This window comes from Actinomadura monticuli (assembly GCF_041463655.1).
Classification (GTDB): Bacteria; Actinomycetota; Actinomycetes; order Streptosporangiales; family Streptosporangiaceae; genus Spirillospora; species Spirillospora monticuli.
Map to the genome: position 1 here is coordinate 169,372 of NZ_JAXCEI010000007.1, position 20,070 is coordinate 189,441.

Consider the following 20,070-nt stretch of genomic DNA (forward strand, 5'->3'; position numbering starts at 1 on the left):
CGGACGGGAGCGCCTCCCGGCGGGCGCGTGGAGCGCGTCCGATGGCCCCACTCCACCGGACGCGCGAACAGCGGAGCCCCGCGCACCCCATCAGTGCGCGGGGCTCCGCCATGTCCTCGGCGTGGCCGGGGGCGGTCAGCCGGTGACGAGCTCGCCGTCCTCGTCGTCGGCGAAGCCGGGCACCCACTTCAGCGACTCGGCGCGGGCCGGGATCTCGCATTCGAGCTGGCACAGCACGCCGGTGCCCGCCGACAGCACCCGGTGGATGATCACGTAATCGGGCGGCAGGTTCAGCTGCCGGACGACGTTCGACGGCCGCAGATCGGTGACCTGGACGGCCATGTCGCGCAGCCACTCCCGGCTGAACTTGAACGTGTCGGTGACGAACGGCTCCGTGACGGGGGCGAGGAACGCCTGCAGCGACTCGGCGTCGACCTCCACGCCCTCGCGGATGAAGTCCTCCCGGCGGAGGGCCTCCTCGATCTCGTCGATGCCGGCCATCGTGCCGATGCGCAGCAGCAGGCCGAGCCGCTTCTGGAAGCCGCCGGGGATGCGGTCGACGGCGCCGAAGTCGAGGACGCCGAGCCGCCCGTCCTCCAGCAGCCGGAAGTTGCCGGGGTGCGGGTCGCCGTGCAGCATCCCGGACCGCTTCGGCCCGGACAGCAGGAACCGGCAGTACAGCAGGGCCGCGTGGTCGCGGGTGTCCTGGTCGCCGTCACTGATGATCTTCGAGAGGAGGGTGCCGTCCATCCACTCGGTGATCAGGATGTTGCCGGACTGCGCGATGACCTCGGGGATGTAGAAGTCCGGGTCGTCGAGGTACGCCTCGCGGAACCGGGTCTGCGACTCCGCCTCGATCGTGTAGTCGAGCTCCTCGACCACCCGCTCCTTGAGCTCGGCGAGCATCGACTTGACGTCCAGCCCCGGCATCAGCACGCCGAACAGCCGGCCGAGCCGGGCGAGCTGGTTGAAGTCGCTGATCAGCGCCTTGCCGGCGCCCGGGTACTGCACCTTCACCGCGACGGCGCGGCCGTCGTGCCAGACGGCGCGGTGCACCTGCCCGATGGACGCGGCGGCGGCCGGCCGGTCGTCGAACGACTCGAAGTAGTCGCGCCAGTCCTCGCCGAGGAACTCCTCCAGCACCTTGTGGACGGTCGACGCCGGCAGCGGGGGAGCGGCCTCCTGGAGCTTGGTCAGCGTGGCCCGGTACGGGCCGGCGATCTCCGGCGGCAGCGCGGCCTCGAAGATCGACAGCATCTGGCCGAGCTTCATCGCCCCGCCCTTGAGCTCGCCGAGCACCTTGAACAGCTGCTCGGCGGTGCGCGTCTGGATCTCCATGGCGACGGCCTCGGCCGGCTTGCCGAAGGTCCGCTTCCCGACGCCGAGCGCCGTGCGTCCCGCGAAGCCGATGGGGAGGGACGCCAGCTTTGCTGACCGCGTCACCGCGCGGCGGGGAAGATCGCTCACGCCGTACATTGTCGGTGATCGGGTGTCGTTCACGCCACAACGATCCGCAAGTATCACCGGTGCCGAAACCGGCCCACCCTTGTGACCTGGCCGGATATGGTAAGTGTGCGCTTTCTCACGGCGCCGGGGGAGTGCCGGAGGCAACGCGCCGAGCACGGTTCGGTAGCGTGCGGTGCCATGTCCGCAGACTCCGCCGACCTCCTGCAGGTCGAACGCCGTCCCGACGGGGTCGCCGTCCTCACGCTGAACGACCCCGGCCGCCGCAACGCGATGTCGGACGAGATGACCGCCGCGTGGAAGGACGCGATCGCCGGCCTGCGCGCCGACGCCGGGCTGCGCTGCGTTGTGGTCACCGGCGCCGGCAGCGCGTTCAGCTCCGGCGGCGTCCTGTCCTGGCTGGCCGACACCAGCGAGGTCGCCGTCCCGCCGCTGCGCGACCGGATGCTGGGGTTCTACCGGACGTGGCTGGCGATCCGCGGCCTGGAGGTGCCGACGATCGCCGCCGTCAACGGGCACGCCGTCGGCGCCGGGCTGTGCCTCGCCCTCGCCTGCGACCTGCGCTACGCGGCGGACGACGCCAAGCTGCTCGCCCCGTTCACCGCCCTCGGGCTGCACCCCGGCATGGCCGCGACCTGGCTGTTCCCCGAGGTCGCGGGGCTGCCGCTGGCCCGCGAGATGCTGCTGGCCGGACGCGTCCTCAGCGGCGCCGAAGCGGCGGCGAACGGGCTGGTCAACCGGGCCTTCCCGCGCACGGACCTGCTGGACGAGGCGCTCGCCGTCGCCGCGCGGGTCGCCGCGCAGGCGCCGATCGCGACCCGGCTCACCAAGGTGGCGCTCTCCGGCGGCGGGCACGCCGACCTGGAGGCGGCGCTGCGCTGGGAGTCGCTCGCCCAGCCCGTCACGATGTCGTCCCGCGACATGCTCGAAGGACTGGCGGCGCAGCGGGAGAAGCGCAGCCCGGAATTCAGCGGCGAGTAAAGCCGCGCCCAACCCCGTCGGGCATTTACTTTCACCTCCCCGGGCATGGTCAAAACGTAGGGGCTGACCTGCGGCAACGTCAAACACCCCCTTTGGCGGAGGCAAATTTTCGAGTACGGTTCAGGCGTGCCCCCTAACGTTGAGGTCCGCCGCAGCGCCAGACGCAGGCGAACCGTGTCCGCCTACCGCGACGGGGACAAGGTGGTGGTGATGGTTCCGTCCAGGCTCAGCAAGGCCGAAGAGGAACAGTGGATCGCGACCATCCTGGAACGGCTCGCGGAGCGGGAACGCCGCCGGCGGCCCTCCGACGCCGACCTCCAGTCGCGCGCCCGCGAGTTGTCCCGCCGCTACCTGGACGGACGGGCCGACCCGGTCAGCGTCCGCTGGGTCGCCAACCAGCGCGCCCGGTGGGGCTCCTGCACCCCGGACGACGGCACGATCCGGCTCTCCACGCGGCTGCGCGGCATGCCCGGCTGGGTGGTCGACTACGTCCTCGTCCACGAGCTGGCGCACCTGCTCATCCCCGGGCACGGCGCCGACTTCTGGGAACTGGTGGGCAACTACCCGAAGGCCGACCGCGCCCGCGGCTACCTGGAGGGCGTCGCCGCCGCCGCGCACCTGCCGCTCGAAGCGGACGCCCCCGAGGACGACGTCACCGGCATCCACCACGGCGACGGCCTGCACCCCGGCGACCAGTTCCCGCACGAGGCCGCCGGGTGACCGACGCCCCCGACCGGACGCCCGGAACGGCCGGCCGCTTCGCCGCGGTGCTCGCCCTCCCCGCCCGGCACGAGGACGTCCCGCCCGGCATCGACCCCGGCGAGTTCCGCCTCGCCCTGCTCGAGGACACCTACGAGGTCGTCGCGGGCCTCGAACTGGTGACGCCGGCGCTCGTCCTCGACCCGCCCGACCAGCCGGACGCCGAGGCGGTCACCTGGCCCGGCACCCCGATCGTCCGGGAGGCGACGCTCACCGGCGCGTTCGCGGCCCTGCACGCGCTCGGCGCCGGCTCCGCCGCGCTCGTCGCGCCGGACGCCCCCGACCTGCCGCCGCTGCTGCTCGGCAAGCTGTTCCGCGCCCTCGGCGACGCCCCCTCCGCCGCCTGCCGGGCCCAGGACGGCGGCCTGGTCGCCCTCGCCGCCCGCCTCCCGCTGCCGGCCTGGCTCGCCGCCGCCCTGCGCGAGGTCGACCTCGACACCCCGGACGCCCTCGACCGGCTGCGCGCCGCCGCGCCGCGCCCCGGCCTCGTCCCCCAGGGCCCCGGCTGGCACCGCCTCCGCACCCCCGACGACCTGCGCCTGCTCGATCCCGGCCTGGAAGGCTGGGAGAACACCCGCGCCCTCTTGGAGGGCCACCCCCTCACGCGCTGACGAGGCGAGTCAGCCGCTCGCGGCCACCGCCCGTGCCACGAGGCGGTGGACGGCGTCGTCGGCCGAGGCGGGGAGATCGTCCACGGGGAACCAGGCGAGATCGTCCGACTCGTCCGAGACCGCGTGCCGGGCCCCTTCGGGGGCGATCGCCACGTACTGGACGTCGAGGTGCAGGCTTCCCCGCGGGTGGCAGCGGACGGCGTGCCGGTCAAGCTGGACGGGTTCGGGCAGCAGCCGAAGGCCCGCGATGCCCGACTCCTCCGTGGCCTCCCGCAGCGCCGCGCCGGAGAGGGTCGCGTCGCCGGGCTCGCAGTGCCCGCCGAGCTGGAGCCACGCCTTCACCTTCGCGTGCAGCGTCAGCAGCACCCGCGTGCGGGACGCGTCGAGCACGGCGGTGCTGGCCGTGAGGTGCCCCGCCGCGCACTCCCGCCACATCCCGGCGGCCGGATGCTCCGCCAGATGCCGCAGGAAATCCCGCCGCAGCCGCTCCTGCCCGGCGTCGGGCGCCCGCCACGACGACAACACCGCCACCGCGTCGTCATGCAGGACGCCCGGCGCCGCCGAACGCACGCTCACAGAACGCCCCCCGCGCCGCTCACGTGCGGCCGACACGCGGGTAGCGGGAGTTCGCGGGATGGAGGCGGCGGCGTTCCTGGTCGAGGGGACGCTGCCAGCACAGGCTCGCGCGCGCCACGCGGCGCCGGATCGCGTTCGCGGACGATCCGGGCTCGTAGCGGCAGCCGTGCACCCGGGACGGGCGCGCCCGGCTCATGCGCGCGGCCCGCCGTCGTCCGGGCCGGGCTCATCGCCCGGGCCCTTATCGTCGGGCTTCTCGTCCTCCGCCTTGGTCAGGTCGGACCAGTCCAGGTCGGACAGCCCCTCGATCTCGTCGCGCCCGTGGACGAACCCGTCCGGGTCCTCGAGGTCGTCGGCCGTCGGGAGCAGGTCGGGGTGGTCCCAGACGGCGTCCCGGCCCTGTGTGCCGCGCGCCTCGGTGAGCGTCCGCCACAGGACGGCGGCCTCGCGGAGGCGGCGGGGGCGCAGCTCCAGGCCGACCAGCGTCGCGAACGTGCGCTCCGCCGGGCCGCCGGTGGCGCGGCGCCGCCGCACCGCCTCGGCCAGCTTCACCGAGCCGGGCAGCCGGCCCTCGGCGGCCTCGTTCACGACCGTGTCGACCCAGCCCTCGACCAGCGCGAGCGCCGTCTCCAGGCGGGCCAGCGCCGCCTTCTGGCGCGGCGTCTCCTCGGGCTGGAGCTGGATCTCGCCGCCGAGCGCCTCCTGCAGCGCCTCCGGGTTGCTCAGATCGAGCCCCTGGACGGCCTGCTCGATGCCCGACAGGTCGACGGTGATGCCGCGCGCGTACTCCTCGACCGCGCCCAGCAGGTGCGCGCGCAGCCACGGGACGTGCGTGAACAGCCGCTGGTGGGCGGCCTCGCGCAGCGCCAGGTAGAGGCGGACCTCGTCGGCGGAGACCTCCAGGCCCGCACCGAACGCCTCGACGCCCGCGGGCACCAGCGCGCCGACGCCGTCCGGGGCGAGCGGGAGGCCCACGTCGGCCGAGCCGGTGACCTCGCGGGCCAGCCCGCCGAGCGCCTGCCCGGCCTGGCCGCCGACCATCGCCCCGGCCATCTGCTTGACCATGCCGATCAGCGGGCCGGCCATCGCCTGCATGTCGGCGGGGATCTCGCCGCCGCCGAGCGCCCCGCCCATCGACTCGACCATCCGGGTCGCGATCGGGTCGCACACCTTCGCCCACACCGGCAGCGTCTGCTCGATCCACTCGGACCGGCTCCACGCCTGCGGCGTCCGGATGCCGGCGGGCAGCGTGGTCTTCTCGTCCAGCCACAGGTCGGCCAGGCGAAGCGCCTCCTCGACCTGGCGCCGCTCGGCGTCGACGACCGACGGGTCGCCCTGCTCCACCACGGTGTGCCGCGCGATGTTCTTGGCCAGGTCCCAGTTGAGGGGGCCGCCGCCCCCGCCGCCCGCACCCTGCGCGCCGATCATGTCGGCGAACCGGTGCAGCATGTCGGCGAACTGCGCCATATCGCCGCCCATGCCCTTGAATGGATCCTGGGGCCGGTCGTCGTCGTCTCCGTCGCCGGGACGATTGAAGCCGAAGGGAGTGTTGCTCATCGGATCGCCCCTGGGATGCATGATGGGCTCATATCCGCAACGTTAGCCGGTCCTGGCAAGGTCGCGTACTCAAGGAAGGGGGCAGCCCCGTGGCAACGGGCAAGGTTCGCCCTCGGCGTAGCAAGGGCCCGGTCGTCGCCGTCACCGGCGCCGCCTCCGGCGCGGGACGGCTGCTGGCCGCCCGGCTCGCCGAACGGGAAGAGATCCGCAAGGTCGTCGCCATCGACGGGCAGCGGGGAGACGTGCCCGGGGTCGTCTGGCGGGTCACCGACATCCGGGATCCGCTCCTGTCGGGCCGCCTCTCCGACGTCGACGTCATCGTCAACCTGGACATCGAGCGGTCCCCGGACGCCGACCCCCGCGAGCGCCGCACCCACAACGTCCGCGGCGCCCAGACGGTCGTCACCGCCGCCGCGGCCGCCCGCGTCCGCCGGGTGGTCCTCGTCACGTCCGCGATGGTGTACGGGGCGGAGCCGGACAACGAGGTCCCGCTGCACGAGGACGCGCCGCTGCTCGCCGAGGCCAGCACCAGCATCGCCGGCGACTACCTGGAGATGGAGGAGCTGGCCGCGACCGCGCCCGTCACCCACCCGGGCCTGGACGTCACCGTCGTGCGCCCCGCCGCGGTCGTCGGCCCGGGAGTCGACACCGTCGTCACCCGCCACTTCGAGGCGCCCCGGCTGCTGACGGTCAAGGGCAGCACGCCCGGCTGGCAGTTCTGCCACGTCGAGGACCTCGCGTCCGCGCTGGAGGTCGTCGTCGCCGAGGACGTGCGCGGCCCCGTCGCCGTCGGCTGCGAGGGCTGGCTCGGCCCCGACGAGGTCACCGAGATCACCGGCAAGCGCACCTTCGAGCTGCCCGCCGCGCTCACCTTCGGCATGGCGCAGCGGCTGCACCGGCTCGGCATGACGCCGGCGCCCGCCACCGACCTGCACTACGTCGCCTACCCGTGGGTCGTCGACTGCGCTCGGCTGCGCGCCGCCGGCTGGAAGCCGCTGTACGACAACGCCGCCGCGCTCCGCGTCGTGATGGAGGAGACCGCGGGACGGCACGCCGTCGTCGGCCGCCGCGTCGGCGGCAAGGAGGCCACGGTGGCCACCGCCGCGGGCGCGACCGTCGCCGCGATCGGCGCCGCCGCCGCGATCCGCCGCGCCCGCAAGCGCCGCCGGTAGACGGCGCGGCCGGCGGCCGCGGTCAGACCGGGCACCGGCCGCCCGCGGTCGGGTCGACGGCGGACGGCGGTGCCGCGCTGCGGCCGGAGTCAGCTCGACGGCGGCGAGCCGCTCGGCGACGGCGACCCGGACGGGCTCGGTGACGGGCTCGGCGACGTCTTCGGCGCCGCCTGGCCCGCGGCGGCGAGCGCCGCCTGCGCGTCCTTGATCCGCTTCCAGGCGTCGCCCATGCCCGGGTAGTCGCCCTTCTTCTGCGCGTTCTCGTAGTCCGTCACGGCCTTGTTCAGGTCGCCGATCGCCTTCTGCGCGTCCGCGCTCAGCTCGGTGCCCGGCGTTTCGGACGGCGCGGGCGCCGAGCTCGTCCCGCCGAGAACCTGTTTCAGCGCCTCGTCGAACGTGTCGGCGGCGGCGATGCTCTCCCCGTACCGCACGAGGATCTTGCCGAGGATCGGATAGGGCTGCTGCTCGGCCCCGCCGGACGCCTTCGTGTACATCGGCTCGACGTACAGCAGGCCACCGCCGAACGGGATCGTCAGCAGGTTGCCGGCGACCGTCTTCGTGCCGCCCTGTCTCAGCGCGAACAGGTCGCCCTTCACCTTCGCGTCCGTCTCGAACGAGTTCTGCACCTGGCCGGGGCCCGCCGGCTGCGCGTTGCGCGGCATCTGCAGGATCTGGATCTGCCCGTAGTCGCGCCCTGGCGTCGACCCCACCGACATGAACGCGGCCAGCTGCGGGTTGTTGCGCGGATTGAACACCGTCGTCAGCGAGAACGACGGGGTGTCCTGGCCGGGCATCCGCAGGCTCTGGTAGTAGGGCGGCTGCCGCTTGCCCCTGACCGTCGGGTCCTGCGGGACCTCCCAGAAGCCCTCGCCGTTGTAGAACGCCGACGGGTCCGTCACGTGGTACTTGGTGAGGATCTTCCGCTGCACCTTGAACAGGTCCTGCGGGTAGCGGAAGTGGGCCTCCAGTTCGGGCGGGATCGACGAACGCGGCTGGACGGTGTCCTTGAAGACCTTCATCCACGTCTTCGTCACCGGGTCGTTCTCGTCCCACTGGTACAGGTGGACGCTGCCGTCGTAGGCGTCCACCGTGGCCTTCACGGAGTTCCGCATGTAGTTGATGTGGTCGTTCGCCTGCCGTGCCACCGCCGACCGGGTGTCGGTGATGGTGTCGCGGGTGGCCTCCCCGAGGCTCATCTCCTCCGAGTACGGGTAGCTGCTGGACGTCGTATAGCCGTCCACGATCCAGAGGATGCGGCCGTTCACCACGGTCGGGTACGGGTCGCCGTCCAGCGTCAGCCACGGCGCGGCCTTCTGCACCATGTCCCGCGGCGACCGGTCGTAGAGGATCTTGGCGTTCTTGTTGATGGCGCCCGACAGCAGGAGGTTCTTGTCCTGGAACTTGGCGGAGTACAGCAGCTTGCGGAAGAACGAGTCGATGCGGACCCCGCCCTGCCCGTCGTAGGTGCTGCTCTGCTGCCCCGACTCGCTGTTGTCGGGGTAGTTGAGCTCCTGCTGGCCGCGCCCGCCGGCCACCGAGTACGCCGGCGAGCGCTCACCGAAGTAGATCTCCGGCCGCGCCACCTTGATCTGCTGGTCCGGCGACGCCGGCATGTCGCGGTTGATGAAGTCGGGCTCCCGGGAGTCGAACCGGTCGCCGTAGGCCGACACGAACCCGTAGCCGTGCGTGTAGACCATGTGGTCCTTGATCCAGCTGCGCTGCCCCGCCGGCGCTCCGGACAGCTCCCGGAGCGCGACCACCGTGTCGACGGTCTTGCCGTCCACCGTGTAGCGGTCGACGTCGAGCGTGTCGGGGAACTGGTAGAACGGCCGGATGCGCTGAAGCTGCTGGAACGTCTCGCCCACCACGTTCGGGTCGAGGACGCGCATGCCGCCGTCGGTCAGCTTGTCGGCGTCGTCCTGGAGCTGCTTCTTGTCCGCCACCGGCTGCGACCCGTACGGGACGACCTTCGCGCCGTCCACCCCGTACGCCGCGCGGGTGAACTGGATGTTGCGCTGGATGAACTGGCGCTCCTTGGCCAGCTCGTCCGGCTTCACCTGGAACTGCTGGATGAGCAGCGGGTACACCCCGCCCAGCAGGATCGCCGACAGCACCAGCAGCGTGAACCCGACGCCGGGCAGCATCATGCCGCGCCGCAGCAGGTTGCTGAAGAACATGACGGCGCACAGCAGCGCGATGACGGCGAGGATCGTCTTCGCGGGCAGCAGCGCGTTGACGTCGGTGTAGGACGCGCCGGTCGTCACCCCGCGTTCCGAATGCACCAGGCCGTACCGGTCGAGCCAGTACGCGACCGCCTTCAGCAGGATGAACAGCCCGAACAGCACGGACAGGTGCGCCCGTGCGGACGGGCTCGCCTTGTCGCCCGGCCCCTGCAGCCGCAGCCCCCCGTACAGGTAGTGCACCATCACCGCGGCCAGGATCGAGAGGATCACCGTCGCGAAGACCACACCGATGACGAGCCGCAGGAAGGGGTACGTGAAGACATAGAACGACACGTCCTTGTGGAACTGCGGGTCCTCGACGTTGAACGGCGTCCGGTTCAGGAACGCCAGCCACACCGGCCACTGGCCCGCCACCGACGAACCCGTCAGCACCCCCAGCAGGCCCAGCAGCACCCCGGAGATCAGCCGGCGGCGCGGGTCGATCACCGCCCGGTACCGCTCCAGGCCCTGCTGCTCCACCGACAGCGGCCGGTACGCCGGACGCAGCCGGGAGGCGATCATCACGTTCGCGCCCACGACCAGCGCCATCAGCAGGCCCGCGCCGAAGAACAGGACGATCTTCGCCTGGAGCTGCGTCGTGTACACCGACGAGAACCCGATGGAGCGGTACCACAACAGGTTCGTGTAGGTCGTGGTGAAGACCATGAAGACGATCAGCAGCACGGCCAGCGTCACCAGGACCGGTAGCAGCAGCCGCGTCCGTCCGGTGCCGAGCCGGCGCCCGAAACCGGGAGTCCGGAAGGTCAAGTGGCCCCTCCGATCGAGATCTCGCCCACCGGCCGCCCGCCGGTGCTGTAGATGCAACTTACCGACTGACGCGGGGGTTCCCGCATTTCCGGGTCCCGATTGGGGGAAAGATGGGCCCGTGAGTCTTCTGGAAGAAGTCGTGCTCGACCTCGAACGTCATTCGGCCGAGAAGGGCTGGGACAGCGGGCCCAGCCTGTACGCCCTCGTCCGCAGCGCCGAACTGCGCCGCGCCGAGCCGGGGATCGCCGACCAGCTGCCCGCGGACGCCGACGCCCTCGTCCCCGTCGAGCAGGAACGCCTCCCGGACGGGGCCAGCATCGAGGAGGCGCTCGCCGGGATCGCCTGGCCCGACACCGTCGACGGCTGCGTCCTCGTGATCGAACGGGTCGTCCTCCCCTCCGACGTCGAGGCGGACATCCCCGACGACCAGGCCGCCGCGGCCGAGTTCGTCGGCAGCCACCCCGCCCGCGAGGAAGTCCGCATGGTCGTCGGCGTCCTGCGCGACGGCACCCGGCACGCCGCCCTCCGCATGCGCAGCCACGACACCGAGGACGAGGTCCTCCGCGGCCCCGACCTCGTGCCCGGCCTTCCCGACGCCCTCGTCGCCACCCTGGAACCCGACGAACCCGGCGCGCCCCGGAACGGATGACCGGGCCGTCCCGGGCAGCGGCGTCCCGGGGAGGAGCGGGGACCGCCCGGAGGGGTAGCCTGCGGAACGTGAGCCAAAGCGCTGCGGGCGAGGACGTCATCCGGCTGATCGGCGTCCGCGAGACGCCCCTGTCCATCGACGAGGTCTACAACGCCGTCGGCGCCCCCGGCGCCGGCGGCATCGCCGTCTTCGCCGGCACCGTCCGCGACAACGACCACGCCCGCGACGTCACCGGCCTGTCCTACAGCGCCCACCCCACCGTCGAACGGGAACTCCGCGCCGTCATGGAGAAGGTCGCCGCCGACCACCCCGTCCTCGGCCTCGCCGCCGTCCACCGCGTCGGCGACCTCCGGATCGGCGACATCGCCGTCGTCGTCGCCGCGTCCTGCCCCCACCGCGCCGAGGCGTTCGCCGCCTGCCGCCGCCTCATCGACGACCTCAAGGCCCGCGTCCCCATCTGGAAGCACCAGACCTTCGCCGACGGCGACGACGAATGGGTCGGAGCCTGCTGAGCGTGGGTCGGGGAGCCCCGGGCCCCCCGACCGCATAGAGTTTCCGGCATGTCTCGTCGTGCCACCACGCTCACCGTCGCGAGCGTGCTCGTCCTCGTGCTCGCCGTCATCGGCTCCTTCATGCGCGTCCCCTACGTCGCGCTGATGCCCGGCCCCACGAGCAACACCCTCGGCACGAACGACAAGGGCCAGCCCCTCATCCGGATCGACGGCCGCAAGACCTACCCCGACCAGGGGCACCTCAACTTCACCACCGTCACCTACCGCGGCGGGCCCGGCGGCCGCATCGACCTCTTCACCGCCCTGCGCGGCTGGCTCGACGGCGACACCGCCATCGTCCCCGAAGAGACGATCTTCCCCAAGGACGAGTCGCCGAAAGAGGTCGACCAGGAGAACACCCGGGCGATGCAGGACTCCCAGCAGAACGCCGAAGCCGCCGCCCTCCACGAACTCGGCATCCCCCTCACCACCCGCGTCGTCGTCGACGGCGTCCAGAAGGGACGGCCCGCCGACGGCGCCCTCAAGCCCGGCGACGAGATCACCGGACTCGACGGCGCCAAGGTCACCAGCGTCTCCCAGATCACCGGCGCCATGGCCAAGCTCAAGATCGGCGACAGCGTCATCCTGGCCTACAAGCGCGACGGGAAGGACGGCAAGGCCACCCTCAAGACCGTCGCCGACCCCGCCGGCGAACGCGCCGTCGTCGGCATCGTCCTCTCCGACCAGTACAAGTTCCCCTTCAAGATCGACATCAGCATCGGCGACATCGGCGGCCCCTCCGCCGGCCTCATGTTCTCCCTCGCCATCTACGACAAACTCACCCCCGGCCCCCTCACCCAGGGCAAATTCATCGCCGGCACCGGCACCATCACCCCCGAAGGCGAAGTCGGCCCCATCGGCGGCATCCAGCAGAAGATGATCGCCGCCCGCAAGGCCGGCGCCACCGCCTTCCTCACCCCCAAGGACAACTGCTCCGACGCCGTCGCCGCCCGCCCCGACGGCCTCCGCCTCATCCGCGCCGACACCCTCCACGGCAGCATCCAGGCCCTCAACGCCCTCACCACCGGCAAAGGCGACATCCCCGCCTGCACCCGATGACGCCACCGTACGAACCACCCCCCGCCATGCCATAGACTTAAGACATCACCGCGGGGTGGAGCAGTTCGGTAGCTCGCTGGGCTCATAACCCAGAGGTCGCAGGTTCAAATCCTGCCCCCGCTACTGGTCCTGGGGTCCGTGTGGTCGCCCGCCTTTGGCGGGCTTCCCTGCGGGCCCCGTCGCCTTTGCCTGGGGGGCGACCCCCCGGAGCCCCCCGGTTCCGCCGCCTCCCCCACCCGCCCGCCCCCGGGGCTTCGCCCCTGACCCCCGGCTCAGGGGCCTTCGGGCTTGGTGGGTGGTGTTCTCCTCCAGGAGTTGTCCGGGGTGTCCGGTGGTGCTCGTGCCGGTCAACTCATGCGCAGCGCCGACGGGATCGCCTAGAAGGACGGCTCGTTCACGGTGGAGTGGTCATGAGCCGACGCGGGAGCGACGAGACCCTGAGCCAACCGCTCGTCGAGGTAGGCCAGGGCGGCTTCACTCAGCGCGATACCGGAGACATCGCCGGCCCCCGCCGTGGTCGAGACATTGGACTGGTCTTCCTGTGAACCGTGCATGACACTCCCGTTCGTCGCAGTGGTCCTCCGCGACCGCAGTCATCTGCGCCGACTTATGCGAGTACAGACGCGGTCGTTGAATGCACGCCAGCAGAGTAACATTCTTCCATCGAAGGAAACAGGTAGGTACGGCATCGAAGGTGATCACCAAGGTGGTCTTGTGACACGGATGCCCTTGTGTTTCGCTAGAGGCGGCGACCCATTATCAAGATCGACGGAACTGCCATGCCTACCGCGAAGCGCAAACATTACTCGTTCCTTTGTCCGGTGTGCGTCAATGGGCTGGTGGGGGGGACCGCGTGATCAGGGGCGGCTCCGGTGCCGGTGCTCGGTAGCAGTGTCCGCGCGGTCCCGGCCGCGGAGACGGCCCGCCGAGCGTGGCCGGTGGCGCGCGGACTCGGCGTCACCCGCTGTGCCGAGACGACCCGGCTCGACCGCGTCGGCATCCCCGTACACTCCGCGACCAGGCCGGGCGCCGCCGTCGTCATCGTCACCGCGGGCAAGGGCGGGACCGCCGAGGAGTCGCGCGCCGGCGCCTTGATGGAGGCCATCGAGCAGGCGGTCGCGGAGAGATCGGCACCGTTCGCGGCCGAACGGGGGGATCTCCGGTGGGCGTCGCCGCGCGCTATCGCGAGCGCCGGCGGCCCGACGCTCGGCAGCCTGTGCCCGGTGTTGGGGCGGGGACTCGACGTGGACCGCAAGATGGCCTGGGTCCGAGCCGAAGAGTTGAATTCTGGGGAAGAGCTGCCGGTCCCCGCAGAACTCGTCTTTCATCCGTGTCCTGAGGAACTGCGTGTTGGAATCTGGGGTTCCACCACGACCGGTCTGGCATCCGGAAATGACTTCGACGAAGCGATGCTGCACGGGCTGTGCGAGGTCTTGGAGCGCGATGCGCTCTCGTTCGAGACACTGAGTTCCTCGTCGATTCTGGTGAAGGCCGAGCAGTTGCCGGCGGAACCGGCGGCGCTGGCCGGGAAGATCCGCGCAGCCGGCCTGCGGGTCTGGCTCCGCTGGATTCCGAGCGCCCTCGGCGCCTGTTTCTCCTGCCTGATCGTCGACGACGACCTGGCGTCCCCGCTGGCTTGCAGCGGGGGATACGGATTCCATCCGGTGGCGGCGATCGCCGCCGTCCGCGCGCTCAGCGAGGCCGCTCAATCGCGCCTGACCTACATCCAGGGCGCCCGCGACGACCTGGATGAGGCGACCGCCTTCATCGATTCCCTCGGCGCGGAGAGGGAAGCGCGCTATCGCGCCGAACTCGTCGCCGGCTTCGCCCGGGCCGCACCTGCCGTGTCTTTTTGCGACATTCCCACGTCCGAACCCGCCGGTCCCCGCGACATGCTCGGCAACCTGCTCGACCGCTGCCGACGCCACGGGTTCGAGCGTGTGGGGGCGTACCGCTATCCGCCGCTGGCGGAACCGTTCGCGGTGGTGCGCGTCTGCGTTCCGTTCGCAGAGCATTTCACGCAGACGACCCGCCGGGTCGGTCCCCGCCTCGCCGAGGAGGCTGAAAGGGCGGCACGCTCGTGAACTTCGGCACGTACGTATTCCTCGGCTCCACCGGACACGGCATGTCCCGCGACCTGTTCGGCGGCCCCGGCCTGACGGTCCTTCCACCGGCACGGCGCGGCGACATCGCCGCTCTGCTGGACGGGCCCGCGAGGCCGCCTGGAGAGATCGTCATCGTGGACGGCCGGTTCGGGGACGTCCTGGCCGTGGGACACCGGGAGATCATTGCCGCCCTCCGCGCCGGCTGGACGGTGTGGGGACTGTCGTCCATGGGAGCGATCCGCGCGGCGGAACTGCGCGATCATGGAATGCGAGGTTTCGGTAGGGTCTACCGGTCTTTTGCCGAACGGATGATCCCCGACGATGAAGTCGCCGTGCTGCACGGCCCGGCCCCCGAGTACCGGCCGCTCAGCGAAGCCCTCATCGATCTTCGACCGTTCCTCGGTCACCTGGCCGGCGTGGGGGTTCTTCAGCCCGCGCACGCGCGTGAGATCGCGGACGTTCTGGCGGCCGCCTGGTTCGCCGAACGGACCGTCAACGCCCTGGCCGTCCTATGCGGTGAGATCGCCGGGCCGGAGACCGTTCCACTTCTCAGGGCGGAGCTCCGGTCGCTGCCGAAGTACCGGCTGAAGAGCGCTGACCTTCGCGCCTTCTTCGCGACGCGCGGACGGTGGCTCGCTCGGTGAGACGAGCCGGGCAGGGCGATTCCAGCGGGTGGGGACGCCAAGGCCGCCGGATCGCCCTGTCCGGGCATCGAATGATGCCTACGGTTGCGCGCGGTGCTCAGTCCTCCGACATCCTCCGGCGGATCTCGCCCATCTTGGAGCGGAGTTCGGCCTCGCGGAAGAGCCCCCGGTCCATGAGGGTGTGCGCGACCGTCAACGCCGACCGCGTCTGGACGGGGAAGCGCGCATACGCGGTCTCCCCGAGTTCGTCCTCCAGGAGACGCCGCTCCAGGTTGTCGAGGGTGCCGCTCTGGGAAAGGCACTCGCACGTCACCTGCATCCTGGACTCCCAGACTTCGGGCTCGTGCTCGATGCACCGCAGCGAAGCGTCCGTGCGCTCCCCGATGTCGTCGAGCGTCTCCATGAGGACGCCGTACTCCTGCGCCGGTGAAGCGGTCACTTGTGGACTCCCCCGGCCGGGACGGGCACCCGCACGTCCGCGCTGGGCAGCGCGACACCGATCATGGTGTCGCGGGTGACGATCTCAGCGAGCTGCTGCTCGCTCCAGCCCTCGGTCCCCTCCGGCCGCATCGGCATGACCATGAAGCGGGACTTCTGGTTGGAGTCGTGCACCCGCACCTCGACGTCCTTCGGCAGGTGTAGGCCGAACTCCGCGAGCACCTCGCGGGGCCGGTTCACCATGCGGCGACGGTATGCGGGCGTCCTGTACCAGTCCGGCGACATGCCGAGGACCGGCCGCGGGTAGCAGGAGCACAGCGTGCACACGATCACGTTGTGCACCTGCGGCGTGTTCTCCAGGACGTAGAAGTAGGTGTAGTCGCTGGGCGTCCCCGTTCCGGTCGGATCCAGCCAGTCGATGCCCACCTCCTTGCACGCCTCGGTTCCGTTGCTGAGGAGCCTCTCTTTGAAGGCCGTGTCGGACCACGCCTTCGCGACCAGTTTGGAGCCGCCGTGCGGACCGACGCCGTCGGCCCATTCCGCGAACCGGCGGTGGTCCTCGGCCGAGAAGAGGCCCTTCTCGATGGCCAGTTCGCGGACCGCTAGTTCGAGGATCTCGAACTCACTGACCTTCGCGGACACCGGGAACGTGTTGTGCCCGTCGTGGCCGTCGTGCATTCCAGTCATTTCTTCCCCTCTACTGCGCCGGGGTCAGCCAGCGTTCCGAGAATTCGGACTCGAGCGTGTCGACGGGCTGGCCGGTGTAGCCGGGCCAGAGTTCGGTCTGCTTGAACCGGACGACGTAGAAGGGCTCCTTGCGGCCCGTCTCCATGCGGTCCCACGCCTCGTCCTCCGGGATCACCCACTCCGGGCGATGCTCGACGACGACGCCGGTGCGTCCGCGCGTGTACTTCTGCGTGCGGGTGTGGAACATCGTGGTCTGATCGCGGACGGTGACCTTGTCGCCGACCGAGAACCGCGGGTTCGCCATCAGTCCTTCGCCTCCATCCGGGTCCGGATCTCGTCGATCTTCTGACCCAGTTCGTCGGTGGTGATGAGGCCCTTCTGGACGAGGGTCTTGGCGGCGACGGTGATCCACCGGGCGTAGTAGGGAAGCCCGAAGTACTGCGTGGCGCCGAGATCGTTCTCGGCGCGCCGCCGCATCTCGGAGTTCCAGGCGCCGCGCCAGCCGAGGCACTCGCAGGTGATGTAGGTGTTCATCTCCCACTCCTCTTCCCCTTTTTCGAGGAATGGGGCCGGAGCGTCAGGCTGCCCGCCGACATCATGCAGTACCGACCGGAGCGCCGCGTACAGCTCGTTCGATATCGTGTAGGGCGAGTCGAGCACATTGCGTTCTTCGGGTGACAGATGCCTGACTCGCTCCATCAGGGTTGAATACTGCATCCTCGCACTCTCCTTATCAGCGGGAGAACATCGGACGCCTGAGACATGTCCAGCTAACTACCGTGCAACCAGCGACCTGTCACAAATTCCGGCAAAGAACACTTGACCTGGCGCCGCCTCTTGATCGTGATCGAACTCCTTGTCCAAAGGGTATGCGTCACCTGCCAGCGCCAGGTCGGAGGCTTGCCCGCCGGGGGATAGCCTTCCGAATCATTTCAGCTCTTGGATTTGCGGAGGCCGGTAATTGCGGGTGCGAGAAGGGCGGGGGCGGGAAGACCGGGAGAGGCCGGTATACGAGGGAGGCGGGGTGTCCGCGCGGGCGAAGGAACGGCCCCCGCCGCCGAGGCCCCGCTGCACGGTCACCCTGTGCAGGGGCTGCTGCTGCGGCACCGACCGCCGCAATCCCGACGTCGACCACGCGGCGCTGGAACGACGGCTCCGCCTCCAGTTGGCGCAAGACGTCCGTGTCCGCTACACCGACTGCCTCGGGCCCTGCTCGCAGGCGAACGTCGTCGTGATCAACCCCTCCGCCCTGGGACGGGCCGCCGGCGGCCGGACGACGTGGATCGGTCGAGTGCTCGACGAGGACGCTGTGGGCGACATCACCGAATGGGCGAACGCGGGCGGGCCCGGTATGGCCGATCCACCCGCGACGATCGGCCTCTACGTGTTCGCGCCGCCGAAGCACGGCCGCTGAGGCCGCGAGTACCCCTCCGAGCCGCAGGCGGAATTCGGTAAAGCCTCGGCAGTGGTTATAGGCGTCCGGAGGGCGGCGCACGCACGTGGTATGCGGTGGATAGGTCCCAGGGGAGCGGCGAGCTGTGGACGAATACGAGAACAGGCTGCACCGCATCGTCGACATCGAGGGCGGCATCGTGCGCGGCTATCTGGTCGAAGGGTGCGTTTTCGGCGGGTTCAACGAACACATCGCCTGCTTCCAGATCATTGAGTGGAGGGAGGCCGCGTCGCCTGTCAAGATCGCTTAATTCGTGCTTGACAGGATCAGAGTTGATCAGTGACTCCACCTTGTACGTGTGTTACCTTTCGCTCTAGAGCAGTCGGCCGCCTCCGCAATGAAGCAGATCGGAATGCCTGAGATGTGTGGCGGCCTGGCCCGATAGGAGGAAATCTATGGCCGGTCTGACAGCACCCGGGGCCTCCAGCCGCCCTGTCCCGGTCCCCGTTCGTCTGCCACTGCGGGAGATCGTTCCGTGGGCGGTCTTCGCCGCGGTGCTCGGGCTCGTGATCCTCTACTTCGTCGGGGCCGAGCAAGGAGCCATGTCGCTGTTCGGGGGCTCCGCGATACACGAGTTCATGCACGACGGCCGGCATCTGCTTGGTTCCCCCTGCCACTGACGCTCGGTGTGAGGAGCAGGGCATGATCAGGAGCGGGGCATGATCAGGGCACTTCTGGTCCGCGGCATGCTGGCCGGCTTGGCCGCGGGCCTCGCCGCCACCATGTTCGCCTGGTCGGCGGGGGAGCCGCAGATCCGCGACGCCATCGGCTTCGAGGAAGGGCACGGGGCGGGCGGCGGCCACGAGCATACGGCCGTCGCGGGGCAGCACAGCCACGAGACGGCCGAAGCGGTGGTCTCCCGCGGTGTGCAGGAGACGCTCGGACTGTCAGTCGCGCTCGCGCTCTTCGGCATCGCGATCGGCGGTATCTACGCGCTGGTCTTCGCCGGCTTCTACGGGCGCCTGGGTTCGCTCTCCGCCCGTCCGACCGCCGCCCTGCTGGCAGCGGCGGGGTTCGTCATCGTGAGCCTCATCCCTCTCCTGAAGTACCCCGCCAACCCTCCGGCGGTCGGCAGCGCGGACACCGTCGGCACTCGGACGGGTCTCTACCTGGCCATGATCGGAATCAGCGTCGTCGCGGCGATCGCCGCGGCGGGGACGGGGCGCCGGCTGGTCCACCGTCTGGGCGGCTGGAACGCCGCCCTGGTCGGCGGGGCGGTGTTCGTCGTTCTGGTGGGCATCGCCTACGCGGCGCTGCCCGGCGTCGACGAGGTGCCCGCAGGCTTCCCCGCCGAGCTGCTTTGGAAGTTCAGGCTCGCCTCGCTCGGCACGCAAGCGATTACCTGGACGGTGCTCGGGCTCGTCTTCGGCGCGCTCGCGACCCGCGAAATGAACGAGGAATCTGTCCGCCCCGGCAAGACGCCGACTGCGATCGGCACATGACCGGCACATTGATATATCGCCTTCTCTGAGGCGTGTCGCAGTGGAGCCGCCGAAAAGTCGGCCTCGTTTATTTTCGCGACACGCCAAGGGATGACTCCACAGCGCATGCCCGGCGGCCTGCGAGAATGCACGAGTGTCCCAAGTGCGAGACCATGGACCGCTGCCGCCCCTGCTCGTCCTCCTCACAGTGATGACCGGATTCGTCGACTCGGTCAGTTTTCTGGAACTCGGCAATGTCTTCGTCGCAAATATGACCGGCAACATCATCTTTCTCGGTCTCGGGCTCGGCGGCAGCGGCGGGGTGCCGGGCGATATCCTGCCGACCGCGCTGTCGACCGGGCTCTTCTGCGTCGGCGCCGCCGTCGGCGGGCATCTGGCATTCAACGGCATCACGCACCGCGGCAGGCTGCTGGGAGCGGCCACCGCCACACAGGCGTGCGCCGTCGTCGCCGCCGCGCTGATCGTGTCGAGCCTCGGCCATGTCCCCGGGTCCGGCCGCGAGGCGACGATCGCCGTCCTCGCCGTGTCCATGGGCTGGCAGTACGCGATGGTGCGCCGGCTGGAGGTGCCCGACTTCCGGACCATCGTGGTCACCACCACGCTGACCGCTCTGGTCGCCGACCGTGGTGAGGCGAAGGAACGGGTCGTCCGAAAGGCCCTGTCCATCGCCGCCCTGCTGCTGGGGGCCGCGATCGGCAGCGTGCTCATCCGGAAGGTCGCGGTTTCGGCCCCGCTGTGGTGCGCGGCCGTGGTACTCGTCGTGGTTGCCGCCGTGTCCTTTGTCACCGCAAGCCGGGAGGACGCCGAGAAGTGGGGCTGACCCTGCGCATGCCGAGAACCGTCCGTGTAGTCCAGGGGGCATGCTGGCCCTGGTTGGAGACTCCGCCCGGAACCGTGGCGCCGGAATCCCACCGTTCTGTCCTACCCTTTCC

24 protein-coding genes and 1 tRNA gene are annotated in these 20,070 nt (G+C 70.6%); 15 read left to right on the forward strand and 10 right to left on the reverse strand.

The window, feature by feature from the left end; translation table 11 throughout:
• Window positions 1-135: 135 nt before the first annotated feature.
• Window positions 136-1,467 carry an ABC1 kinase family protein gene (locus SM611_RS17715; protein WP_371950676.1) on the reverse strand — a complete coding sequence of 444 codons (1,332 nt, stop codon included), beginning with the start codon at window positions 1,465-1,467 and terminating at the stop codon, window positions 136-138.
• A gap of 177 nt (window positions 1,468-1,644) precedes the next feature.
• Here SM611_RS17715 and SM611_RS17720 point away from each other — a divergent pair, with 177 nt between their 5' ends.
• The 3 genes from SM611_RS17720 to SM611_RS17730 all read left to right on the forward strand — a co-directional run bounded on the left by SM611_RS17720 (window position 1,645) and on the right by SM611_RS17730 (window position 3,815).
• On the forward strand, window positions 1,645-2,445 hold the full coding sequence (locus SM611_RS17720) for an enoyl-CoA hydratase/isomerase family protein (protein WP_371950677.1): 801 nt from the start codon (window positions 1,645-1,647) through the stop codon (window positions 2,443-2,445).
• Window positions 2,446-2,619: 174 nt separating this feature from the next.
• Entirely contained in the window at window positions 2,620-3,165 is a 546-nt protein-coding gene (locus tag SM611_RS17725) for a M48 metallopeptidase family protein (RefSeq protein ID WP_371951031.1), read from the forward strand.
• Window positions 3,162-3,815 carry a hypothetical protein gene (locus SM611_RS17730; RefSeq protein ID WP_371950678.1) on the forward strand — a complete coding sequence of 218 codons (654 nt, stop codon included), beginning with the start codon at window positions 3,162-3,164 and terminating at the stop codon, window positions 3,813-3,815. Before SM611_RS17725 ends, SM611_RS17730 begins: the two co-directional genes overlap by 4 nt.
• Before the next feature lie 9 nt (window positions 3,816-3,824).
• Here the strand turns inward: SM611_RS17730 and SM611_RS17735 are convergent, their stop codons facing one another.
• From SM611_RS17735 to SM611_RS17745, 3 genes are read right to left on the reverse strand one after another with little or no spacing between them, the layout of a single operon-like run.
• Complete coding sequence (locus SM611_RS17735) at window positions 3,825-4,391, reverse strand: NUDIX hydrolase (RefSeq protein ID WP_371950679.1); 567 nt, start codon at window positions 4,389-4,391, stop codon at window positions 3,825-3,827.
• A gap of 19 nt (window positions 4,392-4,410) precedes the next feature.
• Window positions 4,411-4,587: a hypothetical protein gene (locus tag SM611_RS17740; RefSeq protein ID WP_371950680.1), complete on the reverse strand. Its 177-nt coding sequence runs from the start codon at window positions 4,585-4,587 to the stop codon at window positions 4,411-4,413.
• Window positions 4,584-5,948: a zinc-dependent metalloprotease gene (locus SM611_RS17745; RefSeq protein ID WP_371950681.1), complete on the reverse strand. Its 1,365-nt coding sequence runs from the start codon at window positions 5,946-5,948 to the stop codon at window positions 4,584-4,586. Before SM611_RS17745 ends, SM611_RS17740 begins: the two co-directional genes overlap by 4 nt.
• Window positions 5,949-6,037: 89 nt before the next feature.
• Between SM611_RS17745 and SM611_RS17750 the strand changes: the two genes are divergently transcribed.
• The gene (locus tag SM611_RS17750; protein ID WP_371950682.1) at window positions 6,038-7,120 is read left to right on the forward strand and encodes an NAD-dependent epimerase/dehydratase family protein; all 1,083 of its coding nucleotides are present in this window, start codon (window positions 6,038-6,040) and stop codon (window positions 7,118-7,120) included.
• Between the two features lie 89 nt (window positions 7,121-7,209).
• On the opposite strand, the gene SM611_RS17755 is transcribed toward SM611_RS17750, so the two are convergent.
• A complete protein-coding gene (locus SM611_RS17755; protein WP_371950683.1) occupies window positions 7,210-10,110 on the reverse strand; it encodes a UPF0182 family membrane protein in 2,901 nt (966 codons plus the stop codon).
• A gap of 118 nt (window positions 10,111-10,228) precedes the next feature.
• On the opposite strand from SM611_RS17755, the gene SM611_RS17760 reads away from it, so the two are divergent.
• From SM611_RS17760 to SM611_RS17775, 4 genes are all read left to right on the forward strand, one after another.
• Window positions 10,229-10,759, forward strand: coding sequence for a PPA1309 family protein (locus SM611_RS17760; RefSeq protein ID WP_371950685.1), 531 nt, complete (start codon window positions 10,229-10,231; stop codon window positions 10,757-10,759).
• 68 nt (window positions 10,760-10,827) lie between these two features.
• On the forward strand, window positions 10,828-11,271 hold the full coding sequence (locus SM611_RS17765) for a molybdenum cofactor biosynthesis protein MoaE (protein ID WP_371950687.1): 444 nt from the start codon (window positions 10,828-10,830) through the stop codon (window positions 11,269-11,271).
• A 48-nt stretch (window positions 11,272-11,319) separates the two neighbouring features.
• On the forward strand, window positions 11,320-12,369 hold the full coding sequence (locus tag SM611_RS17770; RefSeq protein ID WP_371950688.1) for a YlbL family protein: 1,050 nt from the start codon (window positions 11,320-11,322) through the stop codon (window positions 12,367-12,369).
• A 49-nt stretch (window positions 12,370-12,418) separates the two neighbouring features.
• Window positions 12,419-12,492, forward strand: a tRNA-Met gene (locus tag SM611_RS17775).
• Between the two features lie 254 nt (window positions 12,493-12,746).
• On the opposite strand, the gene SM611_RS17780 is transcribed toward SM611_RS17775, so the two are convergent.
• Entirely contained in the window at window positions 12,747-12,923 is a 177-nt protein-coding gene (locus tag SM611_RS17780) for a hypothetical protein (RefSeq protein ID WP_371950690.1), read from the reverse strand.
• Between the two features lie 384 nt (window positions 12,924-13,307).
• Here SM611_RS17780 and SM611_RS17785 point away from each other — a divergent pair, with 384 nt between their 5' ends.
• Window positions 13,308-14,453, forward strand: coding sequence for a YcaO-like family protein (locus SM611_RS17785; protein WP_371950692.1), 1,146 nt, complete (start codon window positions 13,308-13,310; stop codon window positions 14,451-14,453).
• Entirely contained in the window at window positions 14,450-15,118 is a 669-nt protein-coding gene (locus SM611_RS17790) for a TfuA-like protein (RefSeq protein WP_371950694.1), read from the forward strand. The genes SM611_RS17785 and SM611_RS17790 overlap by 4 nt, the downstream gene beginning before the upstream one ends.
• Window positions 15,119-15,215: 97 nt before the next feature.
• Here SM611_RS17790 and SM611_RS17795 read toward each other — a convergent pair whose 3' ends face one another.
• Genes SM611_RS17795 through SM611_RS17810 form a run of 4 tightly spaced genes read right to left on the reverse strand, consistent with a single transcriptional unit; the run spans window position 15,216 to window position 16,960 of the window.
• Window positions 15,216-15,557: a ScnB gene (locus SM611_RS17795; RefSeq protein ID WP_371950696.1), complete on the reverse strand. Its 342-nt coding sequence runs from the start codon at window positions 15,555-15,557 to the stop codon at window positions 15,216-15,218.
• Window positions 15,554-16,243 carry a thiocyanate hydrolase subunit gamma gene (scnC, locus tag SM611_RS17800; protein WP_371950698.1) on the reverse strand — a complete coding sequence of 230 codons (690 nt, stop codon included), beginning with the start codon at window positions 16,241-16,243 and terminating at the stop codon, window positions 15,554-15,556. Before scnC ends, SM611_RS17795 begins: the two co-directional genes overlap by 4 nt.
• A gap of 10 nt (window positions 16,244-16,253) precedes the next feature.
• The gene (locus SM611_RS17805; protein WP_371950700.1) at window positions 16,254-16,547 is read right to left on the reverse strand and encodes an SH3-like domain-containing protein; all 294 of its coding nucleotides are present in this window, start codon (window positions 16,545-16,547) and stop codon (window positions 16,254-16,256) included.
• Window positions 16,547-16,960, reverse strand: coding sequence for a hypothetical protein (locus SM611_RS17810; protein WP_371950702.1), 414 nt, complete (start codon window positions 16,958-16,960; stop codon window positions 16,547-16,549). The genes SM611_RS17805 and SM611_RS17810 overlap by 1 nt, the downstream gene beginning before the upstream one ends.
• 307 nt (window positions 16,961-17,267) lie before the next feature.
• Here SM611_RS17810 and SM611_RS17815 point away from each other — a divergent pair, with 307 nt between their 5' ends.
• The 5 genes from SM611_RS17815 to SM611_RS17835 all read left to right on the forward strand — a co-directional run bounded on the left by SM611_RS17815 (window position 17,268) and on the right by SM611_RS17835 (window position 19,958).
• Window positions 17,268-17,657 (forward strand): (2Fe-2S) ferredoxin domain-containing protein, encoded by a 390-nt coding sequence (locus SM611_RS17815; RefSeq protein WP_371950704.1) that lies wholly within the window; start codon window positions 17,268-17,270, stop codon window positions 17,655-17,657.
• A gap of 124 nt (window positions 17,658-17,781) precedes the next feature.
• Window positions 17,782-17,946 (forward strand): hypothetical protein, encoded by a 165-nt coding sequence (locus tag SM611_RS17820; protein ID WP_371950706.1) that lies wholly within the window; start codon window positions 17,782-17,784, stop codon window positions 17,944-17,946.
• A gap of 145 nt (window positions 17,947-18,091) precedes the next feature.
• Window positions 18,092-18,316, forward strand: a complete 225-nt coding sequence (locus SM611_RS17825) for a CbtB domain-containing protein (protein WP_371950708.1) — start codon at window positions 18,092-18,094, stop codon at window positions 18,314-18,316.
• A gap of 39 nt (window positions 18,317-18,355) precedes the next feature.
• Complete coding sequence (locus tag SM611_RS17830; RefSeq protein ID WP_371950710.1) at window positions 18,356-19,138, forward strand: CbtA family protein; 783 nt, start codon at window positions 18,356-18,358, stop codon at window positions 19,136-19,138.
• A gap of 142 nt (window positions 19,139-19,280) precedes the next feature.
• Window positions 19,281-19,958: a YoaK family protein gene (locus SM611_RS17835; protein WP_371951032.1), complete on the forward strand. Its 678-nt coding sequence runs from the start codon at window positions 19,281-19,283 to the stop codon at window positions 19,956-19,958.
• Window positions 19,959-20,070: the final 112 nt, after the last annotated feature.

What these genes read in the sequence shown, in the direction of transcription:
- SM611_RS17770 (WP_371950688.1), top strand. Translation starts at nt 11,320, where the DNA reads ATGTCTCGTCGTGCCACCACGCTCACCGTCGCGAGCGTGCTCGTCCTC.
- SM611_RS17830 (WP_371950710.1), top strand. Translation starts at nt 18,356, where the DNA reads ATGATCAGGGCACTTCTGGTCCGCGGCATGCTGGCCGGCTTGGCCGCG.
- SM611_RS17720 (WP_371950677.1), top strand. Translation starts at nt 1,645, where the DNA reads ATGTCCGCAGACTCCGCCGACCTCCTGCAGGTCGAACGCCGTCCCGAC.
- SM611_RS17780 (WP_371950690.1), bottom strand. Translation starts at nt 12,923, where the DNA reads ATGCACGGTTCACAGGAAGACCAGTCCAATGTCTCGACCACGGCGGGG.
- SM611_RS17810 (WP_371950702.1), bottom strand. Translation starts at nt 16,960, where the DNA reads ATGCAGTATTCAACCCTGATGGAGCGAGTCAGGCATCTGTCACCCGAA.
- SM611_RS17805 (WP_371950700.1), bottom strand. Translation starts at nt 16,547, where the DNA reads ATGGCGAACCCGCGGTTCTCGGTCGGCGACAAGGTCACCGTCCGCGAT.
- SM611_RS17740 (WP_371950680.1), bottom strand. Translation starts at nt 4,587, where the DNA reads ATGAGCCGGGCGCGCCCGTCCCGGGTGCACGGCTGCCGCTACGAGCCC.
- SM611_RS17825 (WP_371950708.1), top strand. Translation starts at nt 18,092, where the DNA reads ATGGCCGGTCTGACAGCACCCGGGGCCTCCAGCCGCCCTGTCCCGGTC.
- SM611_RS17745 (WP_371950681.1), bottom strand. Translation starts at nt 5,948, where the DNA reads ATGAGCAACACTCCCTTCGGCTTCAATCGTCCCGGCGACGGAGACGAC.
- scnC (WP_371950698.1), bottom strand. Translation starts at nt 16,243, where the DNA reads ATGACTGGAATGCACGACGGCCACGACGGGCACAACACGTTCCCGGTG.